The sequence below is a fragment of the Ralstonia pickettii genome, assembly GCF_030582395.1.
GTDB lineage: Bacteria > Pseudomonadota > Gammaproteobacteria > Burkholderiales > Burkholderiaceae > Ralstonia > Ralstonia pickettii_D.
In genome coordinates this window covers 1,487,325-1,506,884 of the sequence record NZ_CP104382.1, presented here as the reverse complement: position 1 = coordinate 1,506,884, position 19,560 = coordinate 1,487,325, and the positions used below count along the sequence as shown (strand labels likewise).

General features: G+C 65.4%; 23 protein-coding genes. 6 read left to right on the top strand and 17 right to left on the bottom strand.

Going from position 1 to position 19,560, the window contains the following annotated elements; translation table 11 throughout:
* Positions 1 to 85 precede the first annotated feature (85 nt).
* Positions 86 to 1,105, top strand: coding sequence for a GlxA family transcriptional regulator (locus N5B55_RS23460; protein WP_009240156.1), 1,020 nt, complete (start codon positions 86 to 88; stop codon positions 1,103 to 1,105).
* Between the two features lie 4 nt (positions 1,106 to 1,109).
* Here the strand turns inward: N5B55_RS23460 and N5B55_RS23455 are convergent, their stop codons facing one another.
* From N5B55_RS23455 to N5B55_RS23395, 13 genes are all read right to left on the bottom strand, one after another.
* Positions 1,110 to 1,244, bottom strand: a complete 135-nt coding sequence (locus tag N5B55_RS23455; protein ID WP_004632518.1) for a hypothetical protein — start codon at positions 1,242 to 1,244, stop codon at positions 1,110 to 1,112.
* Positions 1,245 to 1,291: 47 nt separating this feature from the next.
* Positions 1,292 to 1,684 carry a tautomerase family protein gene (locus tag N5B55_RS23450; RefSeq protein ID WP_304540408.1) on the bottom strand — a complete coding sequence of 131 codons (393 nt, stop codon included), beginning with the start codon at positions 1,682 to 1,684 and terminating at the stop codon, positions 1,292 to 1,294.
* Positions 1,685 to 1,739: 55 nt separating this feature from the next.
* The gene (locus N5B55_RS23445; protein ID WP_304541829.1) at positions 1,740 to 2,156 is read right to left on the bottom strand and encodes a MarR family winged helix-turn-helix transcriptional regulator; all 417 of its coding nucleotides are present in this window, start codon (positions 2,154 to 2,156) and stop codon (positions 1,740 to 1,742) included.
* A gap of 81 nt (positions 2,157 to 2,237) precedes the next feature.
* Complete coding sequence (locus N5B55_RS23440; protein WP_065859289.1) at positions 2,238 to 3,215, bottom strand: Csu type fimbrial protein; 978 nt, start codon at positions 3,213 to 3,215, stop codon at positions 2,238 to 2,240.
* Entirely contained in the window at positions 3,212 to 5,602 is a 2,391-nt protein-coding gene (locus N5B55_RS23435; protein WP_304540404.1) for a fimbria/pilus outer membrane usher protein, read from the bottom strand. Before N5B55_RS23435 ends, N5B55_RS23440 begins: the two co-directional genes overlap by 4 nt.
* 14 nt (positions 5,603 to 5,616) lie before the next feature.
* Positions 5,617 to 6,339 carry a fimbrial biogenesis chaperone gene (locus N5B55_RS23430; RefSeq protein WP_304540402.1) on the bottom strand — a complete coding sequence of 241 codons (723 nt, stop codon included), beginning with the start codon at positions 6,337 to 6,339 and terminating at the stop codon, positions 5,617 to 5,619.
* Positions 6,340 to 6,391: 52 nt separating this feature from the next.
* Positions 6,392 to 6,910 (bottom strand): Csu type fimbrial protein, encoded by a 519-nt coding sequence (locus N5B55_RS23425; protein ID WP_065859283.1) that lies wholly within the window; start codon positions 6,908 to 6,910, stop codon positions 6,392 to 6,394.
* Positions 6,911 to 7,045: 135 nt separating this feature from the next.
* Entirely contained in the window at positions 7,046 to 7,297 is a 252-nt protein-coding gene (locus N5B55_RS23420) for a hypothetical protein (protein ID WP_304540399.1), read from the bottom strand.
* Between the two features lie 152 nt (positions 7,298 to 7,449).
* A complete protein-coding gene (locus N5B55_RS23415; protein ID WP_304540397.1) occupies positions 7,450 to 9,636 on the bottom strand; it encodes a TonB-dependent siderophore receptor in 2,187 nt (728 codons plus the stop codon).
* A 117-nt stretch (positions 9,637 to 9,753) separates the two neighbouring features.
* On the bottom strand, positions 9,754 to 11,376 hold the full coding sequence (locus N5B55_RS23410) for a PepSY-associated TM helix domain-containing protein (RefSeq protein ID WP_304540395.1): 1,623 nt from the start codon (positions 11,374 to 11,376) through the stop codon (positions 9,754 to 9,756).
* Positions 11,377 to 11,383: 7 nt separating this feature from the next.
* A complete protein-coding gene (locus N5B55_RS23405; RefSeq protein ID WP_178962348.1) occupies positions 11,384 to 11,650 on the bottom strand; it encodes a hypothetical protein in 267 nt (88 codons plus the stop codon).
* On the bottom strand, positions 11,647 to 11,931 hold the full coding sequence (locus N5B55_RS23400; protein WP_304540393.1) for a hypothetical protein: 285 nt from the start codon (positions 11,929 to 11,931) through the stop codon (positions 11,647 to 11,649). Before N5B55_RS23400 ends, N5B55_RS23405 begins: the two co-directional genes overlap by 4 nt.
* Before the next feature lie 137 nt (positions 11,932 to 12,068).
* Positions 12,069 to 12,434 carry a DsbA family protein gene (locus N5B55_RS23395; protein WP_304540391.1) on the bottom strand — a complete coding sequence of 122 codons (366 nt, stop codon included), beginning with the start codon at positions 12,432 to 12,434 and terminating at the stop codon, positions 12,069 to 12,071.
* Between N5B55_RS23395 and N5B55_RS23390 the strand changes: the two genes are divergently transcribed.
* Positions 12,418 to 13,083 (top strand): TetR family transcriptional regulator, encoded by a 666-nt coding sequence (locus tag N5B55_RS23390; RefSeq protein WP_304540388.1) that lies wholly within the window; start codon positions 12,418 to 12,420, stop codon positions 13,081 to 13,083. The genes N5B55_RS23395 and N5B55_RS23390 overlap by 17 nt on opposite strands.
* Before the next feature lie 13 nt (positions 13,084 to 13,096).
* On the opposite strand, the gene N5B55_RS23385 is transcribed toward N5B55_RS23390, so the two are convergent.
* Entirely contained in the window at positions 13,097 to 13,606 is a 510-nt protein-coding gene (locus N5B55_RS23385) for a hypothetical protein (protein ID WP_304540386.1), read from the bottom strand.
* Entirely contained in the window at positions 13,603 to 14,136 is a 534-nt protein-coding gene (locus N5B55_RS23380) for a hypothetical protein (RefSeq protein ID WP_369812445.1), read from the bottom strand. Before N5B55_RS23380 ends, N5B55_RS23385 begins: the two co-directional genes overlap by 4 nt.
* Positions 14,137 to 14,350: 214 nt before the next feature.
* On the opposite strand from N5B55_RS23380, the gene N5B55_RS23375 reads away from it, so the two are divergent.
* Both N5B55_RS23375 and N5B55_RS23370 read left to right on the top strand, forming a co-directional pair.
* Positions 14,351 to 14,776 (top strand): MarR family winged helix-turn-helix transcriptional regulator, encoded by a 426-nt coding sequence (locus tag N5B55_RS23375; protein WP_178961452.1) that lies wholly within the window; start codon positions 14,351 to 14,353, stop codon positions 14,774 to 14,776.
* Positions 14,777 to 14,842: 66 nt separating this feature from the next.
* Positions 14,843 to 15,541 (top strand): SDR family oxidoreductase, encoded by a 699-nt coding sequence (locus tag N5B55_RS23370; protein ID WP_178961451.1) that lies wholly within the window; start codon positions 14,843 to 14,845, stop codon positions 15,539 to 15,541.
* On the opposite strand, the gene N5B55_RS23365 is transcribed toward N5B55_RS23370, so the two are convergent.
* On the bottom strand, positions 15,526 to 16,365 hold the full coding sequence (locus tag N5B55_RS23365) for an AraC family transcriptional regulator (RefSeq protein WP_304540382.1): 840 nt from the start codon (positions 16,363 to 16,365) through the stop codon (positions 15,526 to 15,528). The genes N5B55_RS23370 and N5B55_RS23365 overlap by 16 nt on opposite strands.
* A 98-nt stretch (positions 16,366 to 16,463) precedes the next feature.
* Here N5B55_RS23365 and N5B55_RS23360 point away from each other — a divergent pair, with 98 nt between their 5' ends.
* Together N5B55_RS23360 and N5B55_RS23355 are read left to right on the top strand one after the other, a co-directional pair.
* On the top strand, positions 16,464 to 17,357 hold the full coding sequence (locus N5B55_RS23360; protein ID WP_304541825.1) for a DMT family transporter: 894 nt from the start codon (positions 16,464 to 16,466) through the stop codon (positions 17,355 to 17,357).
* A 113-nt stretch (positions 17,358 to 17,470) separates the two neighbouring features.
* The gene (locus N5B55_RS23355) at positions 17,471 to 18,511 is read left to right on the top strand and encodes a LacI family DNA-binding transcriptional regulator (protein WP_065859258.1); all 1,041 of its coding nucleotides are present in this window, start codon (positions 17,471 to 17,473) and stop codon (positions 18,509 to 18,511) included.
* Between the two features lie 14 nt (positions 18,512 to 18,525).
* Here the strand turns inward: N5B55_RS23355 and N5B55_RS23350 are convergent, their stop codons facing one another.
* Entirely contained in the window at positions 18,526 to 19,452 is a 927-nt protein-coding gene (locus tag N5B55_RS23350; RefSeq protein ID WP_178961449.1) for an NAD-dependent epimerase/dehydratase family protein, read from the bottom strand.
* Positions 19,453 to 19,560 lie beyond the last annotated feature (108 nt).

Here is a 19,560-nt window from a genome sequence, read left to right as displayed (position 1 = left end):
GGCTCCAGAATGGGCGGCAGATGGGTTGCCGTATTTCAACAAGGCCGCGACAATTCCGGTTGATCCGGATCGCCACCTTCTTGATATGAAGCGCCAGCCGAAAGCTGCCTCCAAACGCCCCGGTCTGCGCGCGCGGGCACGTATCGCCATTCTGCTGCCGCCGCGCCTGTTTGCCGGTTACGTGTTTCTCACGCAGGAGATGCTGCTGGTGGCCGGCACCATGCAGGCGCGCAGCGTCGATGTGATGGGCAGCCGGCTCTTCGACATCGATGTGCTGTCAGCCGACGGGGCGGCCGTCCGAAGCTTTGGCGATATGCCTGTGCCCGCCACCGCCGCGCTGACCGATGCGGCCTACGACGTCGTGATCGTGCCCGCACAGTTCGCCCCGGAGGCGACATTGGATGCGGAAGAGGCGCACATCGCCGATTGGCTGCGCACGCGCTATGAGGCCGGCGCCCTGGTGGTCGGCATGAACGCGGCGCCGCTGTTTGCAAAGGCGGGGCTGCTCGATGGTTGTCGAGCGACCGGGCTGGCGAGCGAGCGTGCCTGGTTTGCCCGGCATTTTCCCAACGTGCACTACACGCCCGATCGGCCATTGGCCGTGGATGGCCGCATCATCACAGTCAGCGGGATCAACCCCGCCGTGGACGCCTGCGCGTACGTCATCGATCACTGCCGTGGGGCGGGCGCATCGCAGCGGATGCTTCGCACGGCGCTCACGCAGTCCCTGCCGTCATACGAGCACATGGCCGTGTGGACGGCGCAGTTCAAGCGCCACGGCGATACGGCCATGCTGGCCATCCAGGAAATTGTGGAGCGGGAACTGGCGGCGCCTCCCACATTGGCCGAGTTGGCCGCCCAGGCAGCGATGAGCGAGCGGAGCCTGACGCGCCGCTTTGCCGCCGCCACCGGAAGCAACCTGCGACGTTACGTGGCGACCCTGCGTCTGGAGCTGGCGGCGTTTCTGCTGCGAACGGGCCGGCAGCCGCTCGACCACATTGCCGATGAATGCGGCTACGGCAGCGTCAGCGCACTGAGTCGCGCGTTCTCTGCCGGCCACGGTTGCAGCCCCTTGCAATACCGTGCGCAGCACCGCACCCGCTGAAGCGTCACGGACGCAGCAGATCGAACCCCGCCAGCAACACCACCCCCGAAAGCGCGGTCAGCGGGAGCGAATGTTGGCCAAAGTACAGCAACGCGGCGGCCAGCCAACTGGCCGCGAAGAAAGCGCTCATGCGGTTCATGATGTCACCTGTTCTTGGTTGGGTTGGGAGCGGCGCGGCCGGCACATTCACGCGTGCTGGTAGCGGTACTCCTGGGTCTTGCCGCCGTAGCCGTAAGCCGCGGCGCGAACGTCCTGCACATAGATATAGCTCTCTTCGTGCAGATTGCCGAGTAGCTCAGCAAAAGCCTTGAACGCCTCGGCGATGTACTGCGCTTTCTCCGCCTTGGTATTCGTTTCGTCCGTCACCTTGATGTCGAAATAGACGCTGTTCTTGCCTTGCGCGGCCAGGGTCTGTCCGCCGACGACCCAGTCTTCCGGGTCCACATAGTCAATCGCGATGGCCGTCACTTTCGGGTCTTTTCCCAGGATGCGAGCCGTGAGTTCGAGCAGCGTGGTGGAAATCTTCTGCGTCATCTCTGCAGAGCGTTGGGCACTGACTTTGACGTTGAGGATGGGCATGGCGGTTTCTCCTATTAGTTAGCAATGCAACTACATGGTCAAAAAAAATGCACGCTCATGTCAGGGTGGAGCGCACACCTCGGATCTTCGTCACCGTATCGATGAACTCGGTACTGCCCAGCACGCGCTTCAACCTTGCGGTGACGGCGCCGCTCGCCTCGTTCAACGCTGCACCGATCTTGACGGCTTCCGGCGTCGGGAAGATGGCGGTCTCGCGACCGTCGGCTTCCGTCTTTCGGCGTTCGATCAACCCCTTGGCTTCGAGGCCATCCAGCGCGCGCGTTGCCGTGGGGCGCGTGACGGACATCGCTTCAGACAACTCGCTTTGCAGCATGCCCGGGCGATCGACGATCGCACGGAGCATGAAGCCTTGCGGAGGCGTGAGATCGAACGGCGCGAAGGCATCTGCCCAGACGCGGTCGAGCTTGCGGGCCAGTGCGGTGGTATTGAAGTAGAGGCAGTGGTCGAACATGGTGAGTTGCATCGTAGTGGCAATTAATTAGATATGCAACTTATTTTTCGTCAATGTTGCGCCGATCCTGAAGATTGCTGTTCAGTACGTCACCGTCACGATGATGGTGTCGGTATAGGTGCCGGCCTGCGGCGTGTTCTGGGCCGGCACCCGGCCGTACACCGTCGAAACTTGCGATAACCCCGTGCCGGTTCCCGTCACGGTGGCTGTGCCGCCGGTGCCGTCGCCCCAGATGGCGGTGAGCCCGCTGTTCGTATAGAGGTTGTAGCCGACCGTTTGCGTGCCCCCGTTGCGTGTAAGCAGACGGGTGGCAGTTGTGGCGCCGTTGCCTGCCCCCGCCGAAAGCGCGAGCGTCCAGGGCGCCTGGTTTGTGCAGTTGAGCGTAATGGCGCTGCTGGCGGTAATGGCCGACGTCAGCAAGCCGGCCGTGCCAAAGTCAAGGTTGGTCGCGCTGATCAGGCAATCGCTGACGAGGTTCGCACCTGCCGCGAGCGAAAACGTGGTTGGGTGCGTCGTGATGGTCGAACACGCCGTTGTGCCTGGGTTGGGCAGGGCATAGACCGTTGCGTTGGCCCCAGAGAAGTTCTGCGTATAGCTGCCCGCCGGCAGGGTGGTTTGTCCGCCCAAGATGCGGCCGTAGATGGTGACCGTGGCCGAGCCGGCCCCCAACACGCCCAGCGGTACGTCAACCGACACCGGCGGTGTGGAGGGCGTCGCACGACCACCCCACACCACGCTGTGCGCACCGTCGATGTACAGGTTGTACTGCAGTTGATTGCTGCCGGCGCTCAGGACCCGCGGCGCAATGCTGCTGCCTCCGCTGCCGGGGCCCAGGTTCAGGCAGGCACGCGCGACGCTGCCTTGCAGGAGGAAGCCGCTGCAGTTGACGGTGAGCGTTGTGGTGACATCTGTATTGCCCGCTTGCACGGGGCTGATATTGCCGAAGTTGATGGTGCCTGATGCCACCGTGCACGCTTGTGCGTGCGCGTTCTTGGGGGGCAATACCGTAACCGCCACCAGGCAGGCAAGTAGCCAGTGCAGGGCACTGTGAGCTGTCATGGCTGCGCCTCCTGTGTCAAAGGCACACAGCGCAGCGGCCCCAATGTCGGCAGCGCGCCCGCGCCGGACGGATAGGCAAATTGCACGGTGCACGGGGGCCCCGCGTCGTCCACACGCAGTGTGTTCTGGTCCTGCAGTGCATCGATGAAGGCCAGGCCGTCATAACCGATGGGGTAGCGCTGTTGGGTCTGCTCGAGCGTTGCCGTGCTGCCGGCGGGTAGCGGCTGCCCCTTCGCATCGACCAGGCGCAGTTGCGCGCCGCGGAAGGTTTCAATGCGAAAGCGCGCCAGCACGCCCGAGCGGTCGGCCGGAGCAATGGTGACGGCGCTCGTGGCGAGCTTGGCATTGACAGGCAACACCAGAGGATCGACGGCCACATGATTGTTCTCGTATGACACCAGATCCGGTACGAGCAGGTGGCCGCTGGCATTGGTGCGGCCCATCAGACGGTTCTCGTAGGTGACGGGCACGTTGGGTACCCCTTCGGTGGAGACCAATGCGAAGCCATCGTTGATGCGGCGCCCTGGCAGCACCGTGCCGTCCATGAAGACCAGCGAGCCGGCAAGGTCCAGCGCGGTGCTGGTTTGTCCGTTGATCTCCTGCGCGGCGGCAAAGGCGTCACCGTAACGGCCGCGGTAGTTCAACTGCGCGAGCGAGCGTCGGTCGCCGGCGCTCTGGTTCGCCTGCAGTTGCCAGCCGAGGCCGCCCGCATAGTCGGGCGTGCGCACCGCGCTGACAGTGGCCGAGGCCCGGCCCCGGTCGATGCCGACGCTGGCGGCGGTGCTTGTATTGCTGCCCAACGCCATGGTGATCGTCATCAGCACGCCGCGTGCGCGGCGCTCGGCCAAGTCCTGATAGGCGCTGGCGGCAATCGAGAAATCGCGTCCGAGCTGCGTGCTGTATGACCACGAGACAATGCGCGACGCGCCCGTCAGCGGGTCCGATACGCCGATATAGCTTGCTGCAACGCTGCCTGAGCGTCCGGCGGGTACCGACACGGTCGTGCGCAGCAGCGAGCGGAAGAAGGGCGACCCGGCCGCGCTGGCCAAGTCCTGGTAGGTGCCGAACGTGCGCGTGCCGAGTACGTCGACATTCAGCCCAGGCGTGCGGTACTGATACCCAAGCGTGCCCTGTGCGCCGGTCTGGCCGCCTCCTTGCGAAAACGCACCCGCGCCTGACAGCACGCCGCCCTGGCCGAGCCGTATCAGCGCGCCTGCGCCGGCATTGGCGACACCCCGTGTCGCTTCCATATGGCCTTCGAGCGTGAGCGTGCCTGTGAGGCCGTAACGCAGCGACGTGCTGAGCGCGGGGCTCGACCCATAGTCGAACGAGCGCGTGCCGTAGTTGTTGCGCAGAAAACCAGCCTCGATGGCGTAGTCGAAAAGCCCGGCAGACAGCAGCCGCGTATCGACGTACAGCGGCACCGAGGTCACCACGTCGCGGCCCAGCGCGTCCTTGACGACGATGACCGCCTGCCCCGCCCCCGTGATGGCCGGTGCATTGTTCAGCACAAACGGCCCGCTGCCGACCTGCCCCGTGAATTGCCGAACGCTGTTCACGTATAGGTCCACCGCCGTGGGCACGGCTGCACTGCCACCGAGCACGGGCAGCGGATACGTCACCAGGTCGGGCCGCAGCGCAAAGTTGCTTCGCCACTGTATGCCGCCCAGCCGCACCGAGCGACTCCAGGTGAGCGACGCGCTGACCGTGTCCCCCAGCGAGAGCGTCGTGAGCCGTTCCGCATCGGAGTGCGACCAGTTGGTATCGAGCCGCGTGTAGCGGTGCGTGGTGGCGTCGAACGTCCCGACTCCACTGTTGGCCAGGACACCACCTGGGTGGAAGAACCGCTGTTCGCTGAAGAGCCCCAGGCTTGTGCCCGCAGCGCCCAGCGTGGTGGGCTGCAGGTAGGCGTCGTAGTTCACCAGCAGGCCGGTGCCGCTGGTCGGTGCCACGCGCGCCTGCGTCTGAAAGCTCAGGACATTGGGCACGCGGCGCGTGTCGTCCAGCGTGAACTGCGCCTGCTGCGTCCGCGCATCGTATGCATAGCGCAGGCCGGGGACGCCATCGAGGGCAATCAGGCCTTGTGCATCGGGCCGCAAGTCATCGGTGCGGATGCCGATTGCGCGCAGTTCGTCGACAGTGGCGGACAACCGCCCGTCATGCAGCCGGAAGCGCGCGATCGTCTGGGTGGATGCGCCGTTGATGACCGCCTCCAGGTAGATGTCGACGGTGCCGGCTTCTGGTAGCGCGCCATCGGGGTGCTGCGGTCGCGCCGTGGCAGTGGGCGTTGCGCTGCCGGAAGCCTGCATCGCCGTGTTTCCCTGTGCTGTAGCCGACGCCGCCAGTGCCATGCCGCAACCCAGCGCCAGAATGCGGCTGCCCCTCATGCCGGCTCTGTGCATCAGTCGGCGCGCGCAAGCGGCATCTCCACTGCCACGCCATTGACGAGAGCGCGCAGCCGCCGCGGTGTCGTCTTCGCCGCCTGCCCCGCGGCCACAGGCCATGTTCGCGTTGCGCCGGCCAGTGCGTAGCCGAGCAGGCCGGCGGTGATCTCGCTGTGCGTGCCGTCGCTCCAATCGATCGATACGCTCGAGAGCTGTGCGTGGCGCACATCGGCATTGCGGACCACCAGGACGGTCTTGTCGCCGGTGCCGCGCAACGTGGCGGACAACCTGGGCGGGGAATCGGCCACGGCATTGACGAACACGGGCACGGAATAGCGCAGCTGCATCGTCACGCCGGTCAGCGTCTGTGGGCGGCGGTCAGGCAGTTCGTCGATCAGCAGCCGATACGCCTGCTCGCCCGCATCGGCGGTGGGCGGCTGCGTGAGTACGACGCGCACGAGCTGTTCGCTGTCTGCCGGAATCTGCACGATGGGCGGGCTGGCGACGAGCGCAGCGGCCGGTTCGAGGTGCTCGCCCTCGGCGTCCTGCGTCCAGCGGAACACGCGCACCTGGGCGTTGAGCGGCAATGTGCCGCGATTGCGCAGCGTGAGCACTGCCGCAGCCTGCCCCGGTGGCAGGTCGATGCGGATGGGCGAAATCTGCAGGGAGGCCGCCGTTGCCGACCATGGCGCGAGCGCAGCAATGAGAAAGGCAATGCCTGCCGTTGCCACACGCAGCATGGTGCGGCGTCGCCCCGGTGGAGCGGCGCGCCTGGTGTCAGGGCGACGCAATTCAGAACGTGATGGTGGCGGTGACGGTCGAGGTGTAGGTACCCGCCGCCGGCGTGTTCTGCGGCGGTACGCGTCCGTACACCGTCAAGGCCTGCGCGGTACCCGTGCCGGTGCCGGTGACGGTGTCCGTGCCGACGGTGTTACCCCAGATCTGGGTGCGTGCGGTGTCGCGATAGAGCTGATAGCCCACCGTGGCTGTGCCCGTGCCGGCCAGCAGACGGGCCGCAATGGTCGACCCGGTGGTGGTGCCGGCGTCCAGACCCACGTTGTATGGGGCCGCCGTGCTGCACGTGACGCTCAGGCTGGTGGTCTGGTCGACGTTTGCACTCAGCACCCCCTGCGTGCCGAAGTTGAGCGCATTGGCACTGATCGAGCAATCGTTTTGCAACGTGAGCGAGACAGTGAATGTGGTGGTCTTGGTTGCGGCCCCAAGCCAGCCGGGGGCTGAGAGCAGACCAGCGAGCACGATCAGTTGCGGCGCCAGACGAGGCACACGGGGATAAGCAAGGGGGTATCGCATCGGTCTTCTCCTGTGACGAGCACCGCATGGTGTGCGGTGCCTCACTTGCTCGGGTCATCACGTTGGGCTCCGCCATCCGACGGAGGGTACGTGCTTTGAACGTAGCAAAAGAGAGGCCCAAGGCCTACCGATGGCTTAAAACTCGACGGTGACGATCTGACGATGTGCTGAAAACAGCATATCGCCCGGTTCCGCCAGGGGCGGTCGTACGGCCGGGCCATACGAGACACGGCTCGGCGATTCCCGCTCGCACTGCACGCTGGCCGTCGCGGTGGCGCCGGAGACCACCGTGCAGCGATCCACGATGGTGAGGCTCACGGTAAAGCTCGCGCGCGTCGCCGCCACCGGCACAACAGGCATCGCACCGGCGGCAAGGACGGCAAACATTACAAAAGCGCGCAGCAAATTCACGGTAACGACGGGAAACGAAGAAGATCCCGGGCCCGAGTGCCCGGGTGTTTCCGTCTATATCGGCAGGCGCTGCGAAAGGTGTAGATCGTGCGGCATGCCAAGCTTGCGTCGATCCGGTTGCCGGCCGGTCAAAAATACATCGTCGCACTTGCCCTGAACGTCCGCGGCGCCCCCTGCACAAGAATGAAGCCCCAGCTCGGCAACCAGTACTTTTTATTCGTCAGGTTGTCGACATTGAACCGCAGCGTCACCGGCTTGCCGCCCACCTTGGTCGAATACCGCGCCCCCACATCAAACGTGTGATACCCCGGCACGATGTTGCTGTTGTTTGCCTCCAGCGCCGAGTTGCCGACGTACTGGCCGCCCGCCGACAGCACGAGCCCCGGCACCGGCGGCACGGCGTATTCCACATACGCCGTCGCCTTGAAGCGCGGCGACCCATAGGCCCGCTTGCCCAGCACGGAGGCATCGGACTCCGTGTTCTCGGAATTCATGATCAGCACGCCGCCCAGCAGCGTCCAGTCACGCGCGAGCTTGCCGCGTGCGCTCAGTTCAAGGCCGCGATAGCGCGTCATGCCGTCTTGGGTATAGACGTTGTCTGGCCGCAGATACGCCAGCCCACGCTGCACCTGGAACAGCGCTGCGCCGAACGTCCAGTCCTGCAGTTCGGCCTTGGCGCCCACCTCGACCTGCTTGCTCTTGAGGGGCCCGAACACCGTGCCGGCGTTGAGTGCTGTGATCGGTGCGCTGGCACCGGCCTCCAGCGATTCCACATAGCTTGTGTACAGCGTCACCGGCTGCACGGGTTTGAATATCACCGCCAGCGTGGGCGTGATCGGCTCGCGGGTGTATTTGGCCGAAGTGCTGCCGTCAGCGTTGTAGCCGGTCTGGTTGAAACGCGTATAGCGCAACCCGCCCAGCACAGACCAGTGCTCGTTGAACTTAGCCGTGTCGCTCGCAAAGACGGAAGTCTGGTCGATCCGGGACGTGCGAGCCAGACCGTCGGACGCGGGCACCCGCATCGGTGTCGCCCCCGACGACACGAACGCCGACGTGTCATACAGATTGCCGGTGCCGAGCAGCGTGGAAGCAAAACCGCCCGTGGCTTGCGTGAGACTCTGCCACGAGGTGCCGAAGACGAGTTCATGTTCGATCGGGCCTGTGCGCACCTTGCCGTTGGCCATCACCTGCGCCTGGCTGTACTGGTAGCGCTGGTACGAGCTGTACTGCAACTCGCTGAAATTGCCTGCGTTGTCGGTCAGCTGGATCGCGCTGTCGGCGTTGCCGCGATTCTGCTGCGTATAGCGATAGGCGGCGCGCACGTTCCAATCTGGCGTGGCGGCCCAGTTCAGTTCGGTGCCGACGGATTTGATTTCGGTCTCGTAATACGACCCGCCCGACGACACGCGTTGGCTGCCGTCAATGGCACGCGGCGTGCGCACGAACTCCGTGACCGGCACACCAAAATCCTGACCGGGGATGATGCCGTAGTACGCACCCTGCACGTTGCGCTGCATGTACAGGCCGTCGAACGACCACTGCAGATCGGGCGTGATGCGCGCATCGAGCGCGAGCGATGCGGAGTCGCGCTTGATATGGCCGCCGTCGACAAAGGTGTCGCCTTCTTCATGCACTACGCCCAGGCGGGCGCCCAGGGCCTTGGTCGGACCAAGGCGCCCGCCCACATCCACCGATTCCTTCAGCGTGCCGCCGCTGGTAAAGCCGAACGTGGCGCTGCCGCCAAAGGTGTTGGTCGGACGCTTGGTCACGAAGTTGGCGATGCCGCCCGGTGTGCCGAAGCCATACATGAATCCCGAGAGCCCCTTGAGCAGTTCCACACGTTCGAAGTGTTCGAGCGGCACATCGCTGCCCCAGTTGGGCACGGCCAACCCGTCGACCTTGTAGCCCTCCAGCAGGTCGAGCTGCAAGCCGCGGATGGTGATGTTCGACGCCTCCCCGATGTAGCCGTCGTTGTTTGCGGTGACGGCCGGATCGCCCTTGAAGACCTCGCCGATGGTCTGTGCCTGACGGTTCTGGATCAGCTCCTGCGTGGCAACGTTGATGGTGAACGGCGTGTCGAGCACAGCCTTGTCGCCCAGCGCGCCGGTGCTGGCCTGCTTTGCGCCATAGGCAGCAGGTTTGCCGGCGCTGACTTGCGTGGCGGGCAGGTCGACCTGCGCGGTGCTCTGCTGCGCGTAGGCCGAGGCGCCCGCGCCCATGGCGGCAAAAGCCAGTGCGAGCCTGCGTACCAGCGGCGTTGTGCGAAGGCGGTTGATGGAACGGCGTGAAGCGGGTGGTAAAGCAGCGGCTCGCATGATCAGCTCCCCTGAATCAGTGTTGTGGGCAGGCGTGCGCAGTCGCGTGCGTGCCGGCGAGCGGCATGCGCGAGTCCTGTGCGGGTGGTTGTGGTTTCTTGGTGGCGGCGTGTAGAGCTATGGCTCTCTAGCGACGCTCGGATGCAGGTCGTTGCCGACGCGCGGCCCGCGCACCGGCATGGCCCAGACAGAATCAGGCGCGCCGTGGTGCGCCCGGCGCAGCGTTGCACGCGCAAGGCCGACAAAGCCGCACGCGAGCGCCAGTGCGCCCAGGTCGAAACCGGCCACCATCCAGTCGCCGCGCGCCATCGTGCGCAGCAGGTGGTCACCGGTGACGACCGCATTGGTGAGCGGCGCAAGCACTGCCCCGATGGCGGCTGCGCCGAGTAGTTCGACGGCACCGCGTGCGGGCGGCCGCAGCATCGCCCACGCAATCGCCGCAAAGAACATGGTGTAGTACGTCACGCCCGCCGAACGCTCCGGCCACAGCAGCGCCGCCGGGAACGTCGCCATCACGCCGACGCAGCATCCGATGCACACGCCAACCGTGGCGCGCGCCAGCAGTTGATGCAGAAGCGGTTGTTCTGCCTTGCGCTGCTTGCGGCGCGATTCGATCCACAGCAGGTTGCCCGAATAGAAGACAAACGCTCCCGCCAAGCCCATCACGAGATACGCGAGACGCAAGGCGATGTCTCCGTAAGTGCCGAAGTGCAGGCCGTAGACCAGGCTGTAGAGGGCGTGGTTGGTGTCGCGCGCGTCGGGCGTCTGATTGCCGACGAGCGTGCCGCTGTTGGGCTGGTCGGCCGCTGCGTGAATTGCCACCGAGCCGTAGTCGCCGACCGCGCGCGTGCTGCTGCCGCGCAGTTCCGCCACGGCATTCGCATCGCCAATCTGCTGGTAGTGGATCGACTTGACGGTGAAGTTCGGGCCGGCCGCCGCGCGTGCAGTGGCCAGCAGCTGCTCGGCCGGCAGCATGGGCGCCGCGCGCTTGGCGGCCACCACCGTGCCCGCCGCCGTGGTGACACGCGGCACCGCGTCGAACAGCTTGCCGTTCAGCGCCACGGTGTTGAACACGGTCATCAGCACGATACTCAGACACAGCACCGGCGCGGTGATCGCAAAGATCAGGTGGAAGGGCAGGCTGAACAGTCCGAGCACGTTGTGCATGTCCATCCAGAAGCGCTTGAGGTTGCGCCCGGGCCGCACGGCCAGCAGATCTTTTTTCAGGCGCGGCAGGTGCAGCAGCACGCCCGAGATGAGCGCCACGCCATACAGCACAGAGATCGCGCCCATGAAATACATGCCTGGCGTTTCCAGCCCCAGCGAGTAGTGCAGCCGGTTCAGGAAATTGGCCAGCTCACCCTTGGACGGTTCGATCGACAGATCTTTCGGCGAGGTCTTGCCGGCAGCGAGCCCACTGCCGGTCGTCATCTGCCAATCGCCCTTGCTGTTCTGCCAATACGCGGAGAACTCCGGCTCGCCCTCGTTGGGGAAGATGACGTACGCGCTGGCCGCAGCGGCCGGGTGCGTGCGCACCAGCGCGGTGACGAAGCGATCGATATCGGCGGGCGTCGTGGCAACGGCCGCATGATTGGCGCGCAGCGGGTTCTGCCACGCATGCAGCTCTTCATGGAATACGGTGAGCGCGCCGGCAAAGAACGCGATAAACAGCGCCCAGCCCGCCATCAGGCCCACCCAGGTATGCAGCGTCTGATACAGACGTAAGGTCGTCGGTTTCATGGCGAGGTCAGGCCACCGTCAGCCGCGGCAGCCACAGCGCGCCGAACGACAGCGCGTTGGCGGCCACCAGCACGGTCCACGCCCGGGCGCTGCTCCGAAAGAGCACGCTCGCGCTGATGATCACGGCCCATAGCGGCAGGCACGCGAGCAGCGCGCCGACAATGCCGCTTTCCCAGCCGCCCGGCAGCCACAGGATCGCCAGCGTGCACAGCGCGACCGACAGCGGCAACCCCAGCACGGTACCGGCCAGCCACTTCGTGCCGATCCCGTTCATGACGACAACGCACTGCTTACGCGCCGTTGATGCGTCCACGCGCCCACCATGGGCCACAGCGACAAGGCACCGGTGACCACCAGCGCCACGGCGATGACAGCGCCCCCCCACCCCAGCACGTCGTTCCACAGCACTACGGCAATGACCGAGAGCGCCACGGCGGTGCCACACAGCAGCCACCCGCGCAGGCGCGAAGCGGGTGCGAGCAACACTTGGTTGGGCGCGGCCGCATACAGGCAGCCCGCTGCAAGCAGCCCGAGCAGGAGGGCAATACCGTGCATGGCAGTGCTCGATTTAATTAAGAACGCAAATGATAGTGATTCGTATTAAAAATACAAGATGAGGCAGCATGACCTCGTAAGCGAAGGGGGGATGCGACGTGCATGCGGCGGCCCGATCGCCAACGCATGCCAGGTTGTCAGGACAGCGCTGCCTCGACGAAGTGCAGGCGATCCGGCCCCCAGAACATCTCATTGCCGACAAAAAATGTGGGCGCGCCAAACACGCCGCGCGCCACGGCCTCGTCGATAGTCTTGCGCAGCGCCTGCTTGACGCGGTCGTCCTGCACCAACTCCTGCATGAGCGCAGGGGAGATGCCGGCCGCTTCCAGCACCGCAGCCAGTTCCTGCAAATCGCCGAGATTGCGCGGGTGCTCGAACATTGCGCTGAAGATGGTGGCGAGGTAGCGGTGGAATTCTGCGTCGCTGCGCAGTTGCATGCCGACCGCACCGCGCATCATTTGCAGCGTGTTGATCGGAAAGTGCGGGTTGAGCTGGATCGGCACGCCACCGAGCAGCATCCTGGAAGAGACCGCGCGCAAGTACTTCAAGATCTGGGAGATGGCGTGTTTCTCGGGTTTCCTGCCGGGGCGCGAAGTGGCGAGGCGCACGGTCACGCGCGGGCGCGGCGCCACCGGCCGCAAGGTCAAAGTGAACGGCTTTGCCGCGACCGGTGTGGACGCGCTCGCGCAGGCGGCCGGCATGACCAGCGGCGCGTTCTACAGCCACTTCGGCTCCAAGTCGGATTGGCTCAAGGCACTGATCGAGGCCGAATTGGCCGCCAGCCGCGAGATGTGGACCGGCAATCCGCACGATACGGCGGAAGATTGGCTGCGCTTTGAGCTGGACCGCTACCTTTGCCTTGCCCACGTGAAGCATCCCGAAGCCGGTTGCGCCGTGCCCGGCCTTGCCGCGGAGATCGCCCGCGCCGACGCGTCAGTCCGCGCGCTGTATCAGGAAGAGATGCGCAAGGGGCACGCGATCCTCGCGCAGCGTCTGGGGGACGACGATGCTGCATGGGCGATGATTGCGCAGCTGGTCGGCGCCATCCATATCGCGCGGGCCATGCCTGACGCGGCCATGCAGCGCACGATCGTCGAGGCGAGCAAGCGGTTTCTGCAGGATGCCGTGACGCGCCTTGCCGCCAAGTCCTGACGGATGATGCGTGCTACTGGAGGTTGCCCCAGCGCGGCACGGCGGGCTCGGCGTTGGCCCATTGCCAAGTGCCGCCGTTCTGACACGCGTAAATCGTGTAGCCGGCCCCGGGAGCGTTCGTGGGAGCCAGCGCTTCCTGAACCGTAAGCACCGCTTCGCGGCACGTGGCCAGCTGGGTCGTGAACGTGCGTACGAGCACGACCTGGCCGTGCGCCTTGGTGAAGCCCATCATACGTTCGAGCGACCAGTTGAGCGCGGGCGTGCTGTCGCTCAATCGCCCGACGGCCATGGCGAGCGCATCCTGTTCGCTGGCGGCCCATTTGCGCGTCGCGTATTTGATCGACGCATCGGTCGCGGCGTTGACCGACACCGCCACGCCATAGGCCACCGCGGGGTTGCCGGTGACGGTGCCGGTGGCCACGCCGGCCGCGGCTCCGGTCAACGGCCCAACCGACGAGCAGCCGGCCATCAAGCCAGCCATCAGGCCCGCGCACGCAGTGACAAGCCCGCGCGCGGGGCTCATTGCAGCGAACCCCATCGCGCCGTGGCCGGTTCCGCCGTCGCCCACTTCCATTGCTTGCCGTCATGGCAGATCGAGGCGACGAAGAAGTCGACTTTCGCAGCGCCGTCTTCAACGCCGTCCACGGTGAAGAGGATTTCCTTGCAGTTGACGAGCGGCCCGTTGATCGAACGCGTGACCACGACGCGGCCGTGTTCGTCGGGTTCCAGGGGAATGCGGTGCTTGATCTGCCAGTTGCCGACGGTGTTGTCGGCAAGCGCCCCGGCGATCTGCGCGATGTGGTCTTGGGTTTCGGTGTGGACGACGCGCTGGCTGTGCTGCAACGCGGCCCGTGCGCCGGCCTGTACGCCCAACCCGATGCCGGTAGCCACTGCCGCGTTGTCGGTCACCTTGGCAGCGAGGGCCGCACCGCCGATACCGGCCGCGGTGGTCGTGCCTTCCGACATCAGCGAACTGCAGCCGCTGAGTACCAACGTGCTCAGGGCGAGCGCGCCGCCCAGCATCCGGGCAGCAGCCAACCGTGGTGTACGCATGTGGACTTCCAAATCTGCAACAGAGCGAATTCTAAAGGACACAGCAGTCGGCAAACGGCGGTGCGGCGCGGTTTCTCACAATTGTTTTGAGTTGTGCCGCGCGCGCCATCCAGCCGCCTGTCAGCTACGCACCCAGTCCTATTGCTGCTTTCAATCGATATCGTCCGATACAGATTCGCTTGACATGTGCATATGCACTTATAAACTGCAGCCCATGTCTCCGTTACCTGAAACTCCCAAGTGCACCGCGCTCGCCGTTCGTCAGGCGGCGCGTTATGTCACGCAACTTTATGACCGCCATCTGGGCGAAGTCGGGCTGACGTCGTCGCAGTTCTCGGTGCTGGTTGCGATCGCTACCGCCGCCGCTGAGCCTACGATGGCGTCGGTGGCCGAAGCCTTGGTGATGGACCGGACCACCCTTGTGCGCGCCCTGCAACCGATGCAGCGCGATGGCTTGCTCGTCCAGAAGGCCGCATCTACAGGACGGGCGACGGCGTTGCACTTGACGCCGCGGGGGCTGGCGCTGCTCAAAGCCGCCGAGACGCACTGGCGGGCGGCCCAGCAGGAGATTGACGACAAATTCGGGGCGGAACGGGCCCAGGCGCTTCGCGAAGCACTGTTTGCGCTCACCACGGCCTGAATCTGCGCCACGCAACGGCGCATTTTTTTGCGGTAAAGCTGTGCATATGCACATATGGAGATCGACATGGATATCAAAGGCAAGACCATTCTTGTGACGGGCGCCAATCGTGGCTTGGGACGGCAGTTCACGCAGGCGCTGCTGGCCGCCGGTGCGGCCAAGGTCTACGCGGGTGCGCGTGACCCGCAGACGGTCACGCAGACCGGCGTGCATGCCGTGCGCCTCGACGTGACCGACGCGGAGTCGATCACCGCCGCCGCAGCAGCGCTGACGGACGTTGATGTGGTCGTCAACAATGCGGGCATCATGCAGCCGGCGTCCTTGCTTGCCCCCGCTGACATTGGCGCGATCCACAAGATCTTCGACGTGAACGTGTGGGGCTTGCTGGCTGTCACGCAGGCGTTTGCGCCGGTGCTCAAGCGGAACGGCGGGGGCGTCGTCGTGAATGTGCTGTCGGTACTGAGCTGGGTAGCACTGCCAGCCAGCGGTGCGTACAGCGCATCGAAAGCCGCCGCCTGGGCGCTGACCAATGGTTTGCGGCATGAGCTGCGCAGCCAGGGGACGCGCGTGGTGGGTGTGCACCCCGCCTACATCGATACCGACATGACGGCGGGCGTGACAGCACCGAAGTCGACCCCAGAGCAGGTCGTTGCAGAAGTGCTGCGCGCACTCGCTGACGGCCGCGACGAAGTACTCGTCGATGACGTTGGCCGCCACGTCAAGCAATCGCTTTCGAGCGCCACGCCGGCCTACCTCGCGGCCTGATCGGAGACGTGCAGGGCGGGGCGCTCTGCCTCGCCGCACATCTGCCGTCGATAGCGCTCCGGCGAAAACCCGACCTGCTTGCGGAACATCGCAATAAATGCCGAGGGCGTTCCATAGCCGAGCGCAAGCGCGATCTCCTGCACCGATCGGTCTTCCTTGAGCCACACCAGCGCCCGCAGCAACCGCACGCGGTTGCGCCACTGCACGAAACTCATGCCGAGTTCGGTCTGAAACCGTCGCGCGAGGGTGCGTTCGGTGCTGTGCACGCGCTCGGCCCATTGCTGCAGCGTGGTGGTGTCGGCGGGGTCCAGGCGGATGGCATGCAGGATGGGCTCCAGCTGGCGATCGGTGCTGTCGGGCAAGTAGCTGTCGGCGTGGCCGGCGCGCACCAACATTTCGACCAGCAGTTCGAACTGGCGCAAATCCCATTCGTCCGACATGGCGGTGACGCGGCGCGTGGCGAAGTCTTCGAACAGCGCGCGCACCAGCGGTGTCTGCGGAATCAGGCAGGCCATCGGCGGCAGCCGCTGCGCAAGCGGCTCGGCCATGTACAGCGACAGGAAGTCCGTCGCCTGCCGAATCGATGCCGAATGCGGCTGGTTGGCTGGCACCCAGATCAGGTATTCAGCGGGCGCCGTCAACCTGCGGCCGTCCACCACGACTTCCATCAACCCGAGACTGATGCGGTTGATCTGGCCCCACGGGTGCGTGTGCGGCTCGATATCCGTTTCGGGCTCGAAATGGTCGAAGCGGAAGTAGAACGGTGCCCCCGTCGGCACGCGCAGATCCGCGTCGCGGTAGGCGGTGTACAGGGTCTCAGCCACGGTTGTCGGGTTCGAGGGGTGAGGTTGTCCGGTTTGAAGTATATGTTTTGAACCGGACATTACTACACTGCCGTCTTCCAATGCTCGAGGAGGCCGTCGTGCCCGTGCTGTATCCCTTGCTGGCGGTGCTGATCTGGGCCGCCAACACAATCGTGTCGAAAGCTGCTGCCGGTGTGGTGGACCCGGCGGCCATTTCGTTCTACCGGTGGGTGCTGGCGGCGCTCGTGCTTACGCCATTCTGCGCGCGGCCGCTATGGCGACAGCGTCATGCCGTGCTGGCGCAGTGGCGCCCCTTTGCGGTGCTCGCGCTGCTGGGCATGGTGATGTACCAATGCCTGGCGTACTACGCCGCTCACAGCACGAGCGCGACCAACATGGGCGTGATCGGTGCGCTGATCCCGATGCTGGGCCTGCTTTTGAATGTGGCGGTATTTCGTCAGCCGGTCGGGGCGCAGGCCGTGACCGGTGTGGTGGTGTCGCTCCTGGGCGTGCTGTATCTGCTCGGGCGTGGAGAACCGGCCAACCTGTTCGACGGCGGCATCAACCATGGCGACGTGCTCGTGCTTGCCGGCGCCACGGCGTACGCGCTCTACAACATCCTCTATCGCCGGTGGGCGCTGCCGTTCGGGCAGTGGCTCAACCTGTACGTGCAGGTGCTGATGGCCGTCGTCATGCTCGTGCCGGTGGCCATGACGGCGCACAGCCTGGCCGTGCCGGCCAAGGGCATCGGGCTGGTGGTGTTTGCTGGCATTGCTTCGTCGATCGTCGCGTCGTATCTGTGGATGCAGGGGCTCAAGCGCATCGGCAGCGAACGCACGGCGGTGTTGATGAATCTGATGCCGGTCTTCACAGCCGCTATGGCAGCGGTAATGCTGGGTGAGACGGTGCACGGCTATCACTGGATCGGCGGCGGCCTCGTCCTGCTGGGCGTGAGTCTGGCGCAAGGCATCGTTCGGCTGCCGATCGGCCGGTCGGGATTGAGCGCCCGTTAGTTTTTTTCGGCCGCGCGGCTCAGGGGTTGGCGCTAAAATCGAACACATTGGCGGGCGCATGATGGCGCCCGTTCCGTGTTTCAGAACCACACTCGCCAGATCATCGCCAGACCATGAAGCGCAACGCCGGAGCCGTCACTGTCGATGATGTTGCCGCGCATGCGGGCGTGTCCATCAAGACCGTCTCGCGCGTGCTGAACCACGAGCCCAACATCAGCGAGAAGACGCGCGCGAAGGTGGTCGAGGCAATGCAGACGCTCGACTACCGGCCCAACCCGGCTGCCCGGCGACTGGCCAGCAAGCGCGCCGACATCATCGCGCTGGTCTACGACAACCCCTCCGACAACTACATCGTCAACATCCAGCATGGCGCGCTCGAGGCCTGTCAGGCGCTCGACTACAGCCTGCTGCTGACCCCCTGCAACTACCGCGACCCGAACCTCGCCGAGCAGATCATCCAGAGTGCGCGCCAGCGTGCCCTGGCCGGCATCATCCTGACGCCGCCGGTGTCGGACGTGCCGTCGCTGATCACGGCGCTGGATGAAGCCGGCATCGATTACGTGCGCCTGGCACCTGCTGATCGCGAGCACAAGGGGTTGTCCGTCAACACCGAAGACCGCGCCGCCGCGCGCGACATGACGCTGCACCTGATCGGGCTCGGCCACCGCCGCATCGGCTTCGTGGTGTGCGATCCCGCCCACGGCGCGGCGTATCAGCGGGTATTCGGTTATCGCGACGCGATGGCGCAGGCCGGCATCGAAGTCGACGAACGACTGGTCGAGCAGGGCGAGCACTCGTTCGAATCGGGCGTAGCCTGCGCTGAGCGATTGCTGTCTTGCGAGCCGCGCCCCACCGCCATCTTTGCCGGCAACGACGACATGGCCGCCGGCGTGCTGCGCGTGGCGCAGGCGCGCGGCATCAAGGTGCCGGAAGAACTCTCCATCTGCGGCTACGACGACACGCCGCTTTCACGCCAGCTCTGGCCGGCGCTCACCACCGTGCGCCAGCCGATCCAGGCGATGGCGCATGCGGCTGTGGAACAACTCATCGCGATTCATCGCCCGCATCTGCCGGGCCTGAAGCCGCATTCGGTGCACGAGAATTTGCAGTATGAGTTGGTGATTCGGGAATCGACCTGCGCGCCGCCGCGTTGAGCCAGCGCGTCTCCTTAGGCGGGCTGCCGGATCAACGCATACAAATCATCCTGCGGCTCATACCCCAGCAACTCGCGCCCGGTCTCCAGCCCCCAATCCATTCCACGGTTGTTCGACACGCCGTTTACGACGATGGCCGGTGCTGGCCAGCGCGCGGGGTCGGCCGTGATGGAGCAGAGGAACAACTGGCGCAGATCCCCGTTCGATAGCCACATGTTGCGGAACCAGCGCAGTGCGACGCGGCTGGCTTCATCTGGCAGCTCGGTCGGCACGGGCGTATCGGCTGTGCCGGAATAGTTGATGTCGTTCGGGTCGTTGTCGTCGGGCAGTGCCCAGCCGATGCGCAGCGACACGATCGACAGCTGGCCGCCGTTGGCCGCGGACACGGCGCCCACTGCCTTGCAGAGCCGTTCGCCCATGGCCTTGGACGTTCCGTAGGCGAGCGAGTAGACGTCTTCCGTGCCGTTGTTCCAGCGCGTGCCCGGGGCGGGCGGCAGTTCGGCGGTGAGTTTGCCGGGGCCGATGGTGCCGGCCAGGGGTTGGTCCTTGTATGCGCCCATCGCGTGGTTGGACGAGGCAAACACGAAGCGGCGCACGCCGTGCGTGGCCGCAGCCTGCAGCACATTGAGCGTCATGCCGTAGGAGGCCAGCGCCTGTTCCCACGTTGCGTCCGGCGTGGAGTGGATTGCGGCCAGGTGGATGACGGCATCGACGTTGCTCAGCAGATCCGTCCATGCGCCGTCGGCTTGCGTGAGATCGGCCTTGACCCATTGAAAACGTTCGGCCGCTTGCGGCGAAAACTCGACGTTCTGGGCAACCCAGTCAACGCCGATGATGGACGTGCACCACGGGGCGGAGGCCAGTGCCTCGACGACCTTGCGGCCCAGGTTGCCGGCCACGCCGGTCACAAGAACGCGAGCAGGGGTTTGGTAGTCAGCCACGATGTCGAATTCCGTTCGGGATGAGGAAAAAAAAGGACGATCGGCGGCCGGCGCTGCAACGTCGCGCGCCGCCGTATCGTTCCGGGATCAGGGAGGGGGGCCGGATGG

Excerpts from the sequence above, each read along its gene's own strand:
- N5B55_RS23455 (WP_004632518.1), bottom strand. The coding sequence starts at position 1,244 with ATGAACCGCATGAGCGCTTTCTTCGCGGCCAGTTGGCTGGCCGCCGCG.
- N5B55_RS23460 (WP_009240156.1), top strand. The coding sequence starts at position 86 with ATGAAGCGCCAGCCGAAAGCTGCCTCCAAACGCCCCGGTCTGCGCGCG.
- N5B55_RS23400 (WP_304540393.1), bottom strand. The coding sequence starts at position 11,931 with ATGCACGGTATTGCCCTCCTGCTCGGGCTGCTTGCAGCGGGCTGCCTG.
- N5B55_RS23385 (WP_304540386.1), bottom strand. The coding sequence starts at position 13,606 with ATGAGCCCCGCGCGCGGGCTTGTCACTGCGTGCGCGGGCCTGATGGCT.
- N5B55_RS23435 (WP_304540404.1), bottom strand. The coding sequence starts at position 5,602 with ATGAGGGGCAGCCGCATTCTGGCGCTGGGTTGCGGCATGGCACTGGCG.
- N5B55_RS23450 (WP_304540408.1), bottom strand. The coding sequence starts at position 1,684 with ATGCCCATCCTCAACGTCAAAGTCAGTGCCCAACGCTCTGCAGAGATG.
- N5B55_RS23425 (WP_065859283.1), bottom strand. The coding sequence starts at position 6,910 with ATGCGATACCCCCTTGCTTATCCCCGTGTGCCTCGTCTGGCGCCGCAA.
- N5B55_RS23355 (WP_065859258.1), top strand. The coding sequence starts at position 17,471 with ATGAAGCGCAACGCCGGAGCCGTCACTGTCGATGATGTTGCCGCGCAT.
- N5B55_RS23405 (WP_178962348.1), bottom strand. The coding sequence starts at position 11,650 with ATGAACGGGATCGGCACGAAGTGGCTGGCCGGTACCGTGCTGGGGTTG.
- N5B55_RS23445 (WP_304541829.1), bottom strand. The coding sequence starts at position 2,156 with ATGTTCGACCACTGCCTCTACTTCAATACCACCGCACTGGCCCGCAAG.
- N5B55_RS23410 (WP_304540395.1), bottom strand. The coding sequence starts at position 11,376 with ATGAAACCGACGACCTTACGTCTGTATCAGACGCTGCATACCTGGGTG.
- N5B55_RS23415 (WP_304540397.1), bottom strand. The coding sequence starts at position 9,636 with ATGCGAGCCGCTGCTTTACCACCCGCTTCACGCCGTTCCATCAACCGC.
- N5B55_RS23380 (WP_369812445.1), bottom strand. The coding sequence starts at position 14,136 with ATGCGTACACCACGGTTGGCTGCTGCCCGGATGCTGGGCGGCGCGCTC.
- N5B55_RS23420 (WP_304540399.1), bottom strand. The coding sequence starts at position 7,297 with ATGTTTGCCGTCCTTGCCGCCGGTGCGATGCCTGTTGTGCCGGTGGCG.
- N5B55_RS23370 (WP_178961451.1), top strand. The coding sequence starts at position 14,843 with ATGGATATCAAAGGCAAGACCATTCTTGTGACGGGCGCCAATCGTGGC.
- N5B55_RS23440 (WP_065859289.1), bottom strand. The coding sequence starts at position 3,215 with ATGACAGCTCACAGTGCCCTGCACTGGCTACTTGCCTGCCTGGTGGCG.
- N5B55_RS23430 (WP_304540402.1), bottom strand. The coding sequence starts at position 6,339 with ATGCTGCGTGTGGCAACGGCAGGCATTGCCTTTCTCATTGCTGCGCTC.
- N5B55_RS23375 (WP_178961452.1), top strand. The coding sequence starts at position 14,351 with ATGTCTCCGTTACCTGAAACTCCCAAGTGCACCGCGCTCGCCGTTCGT.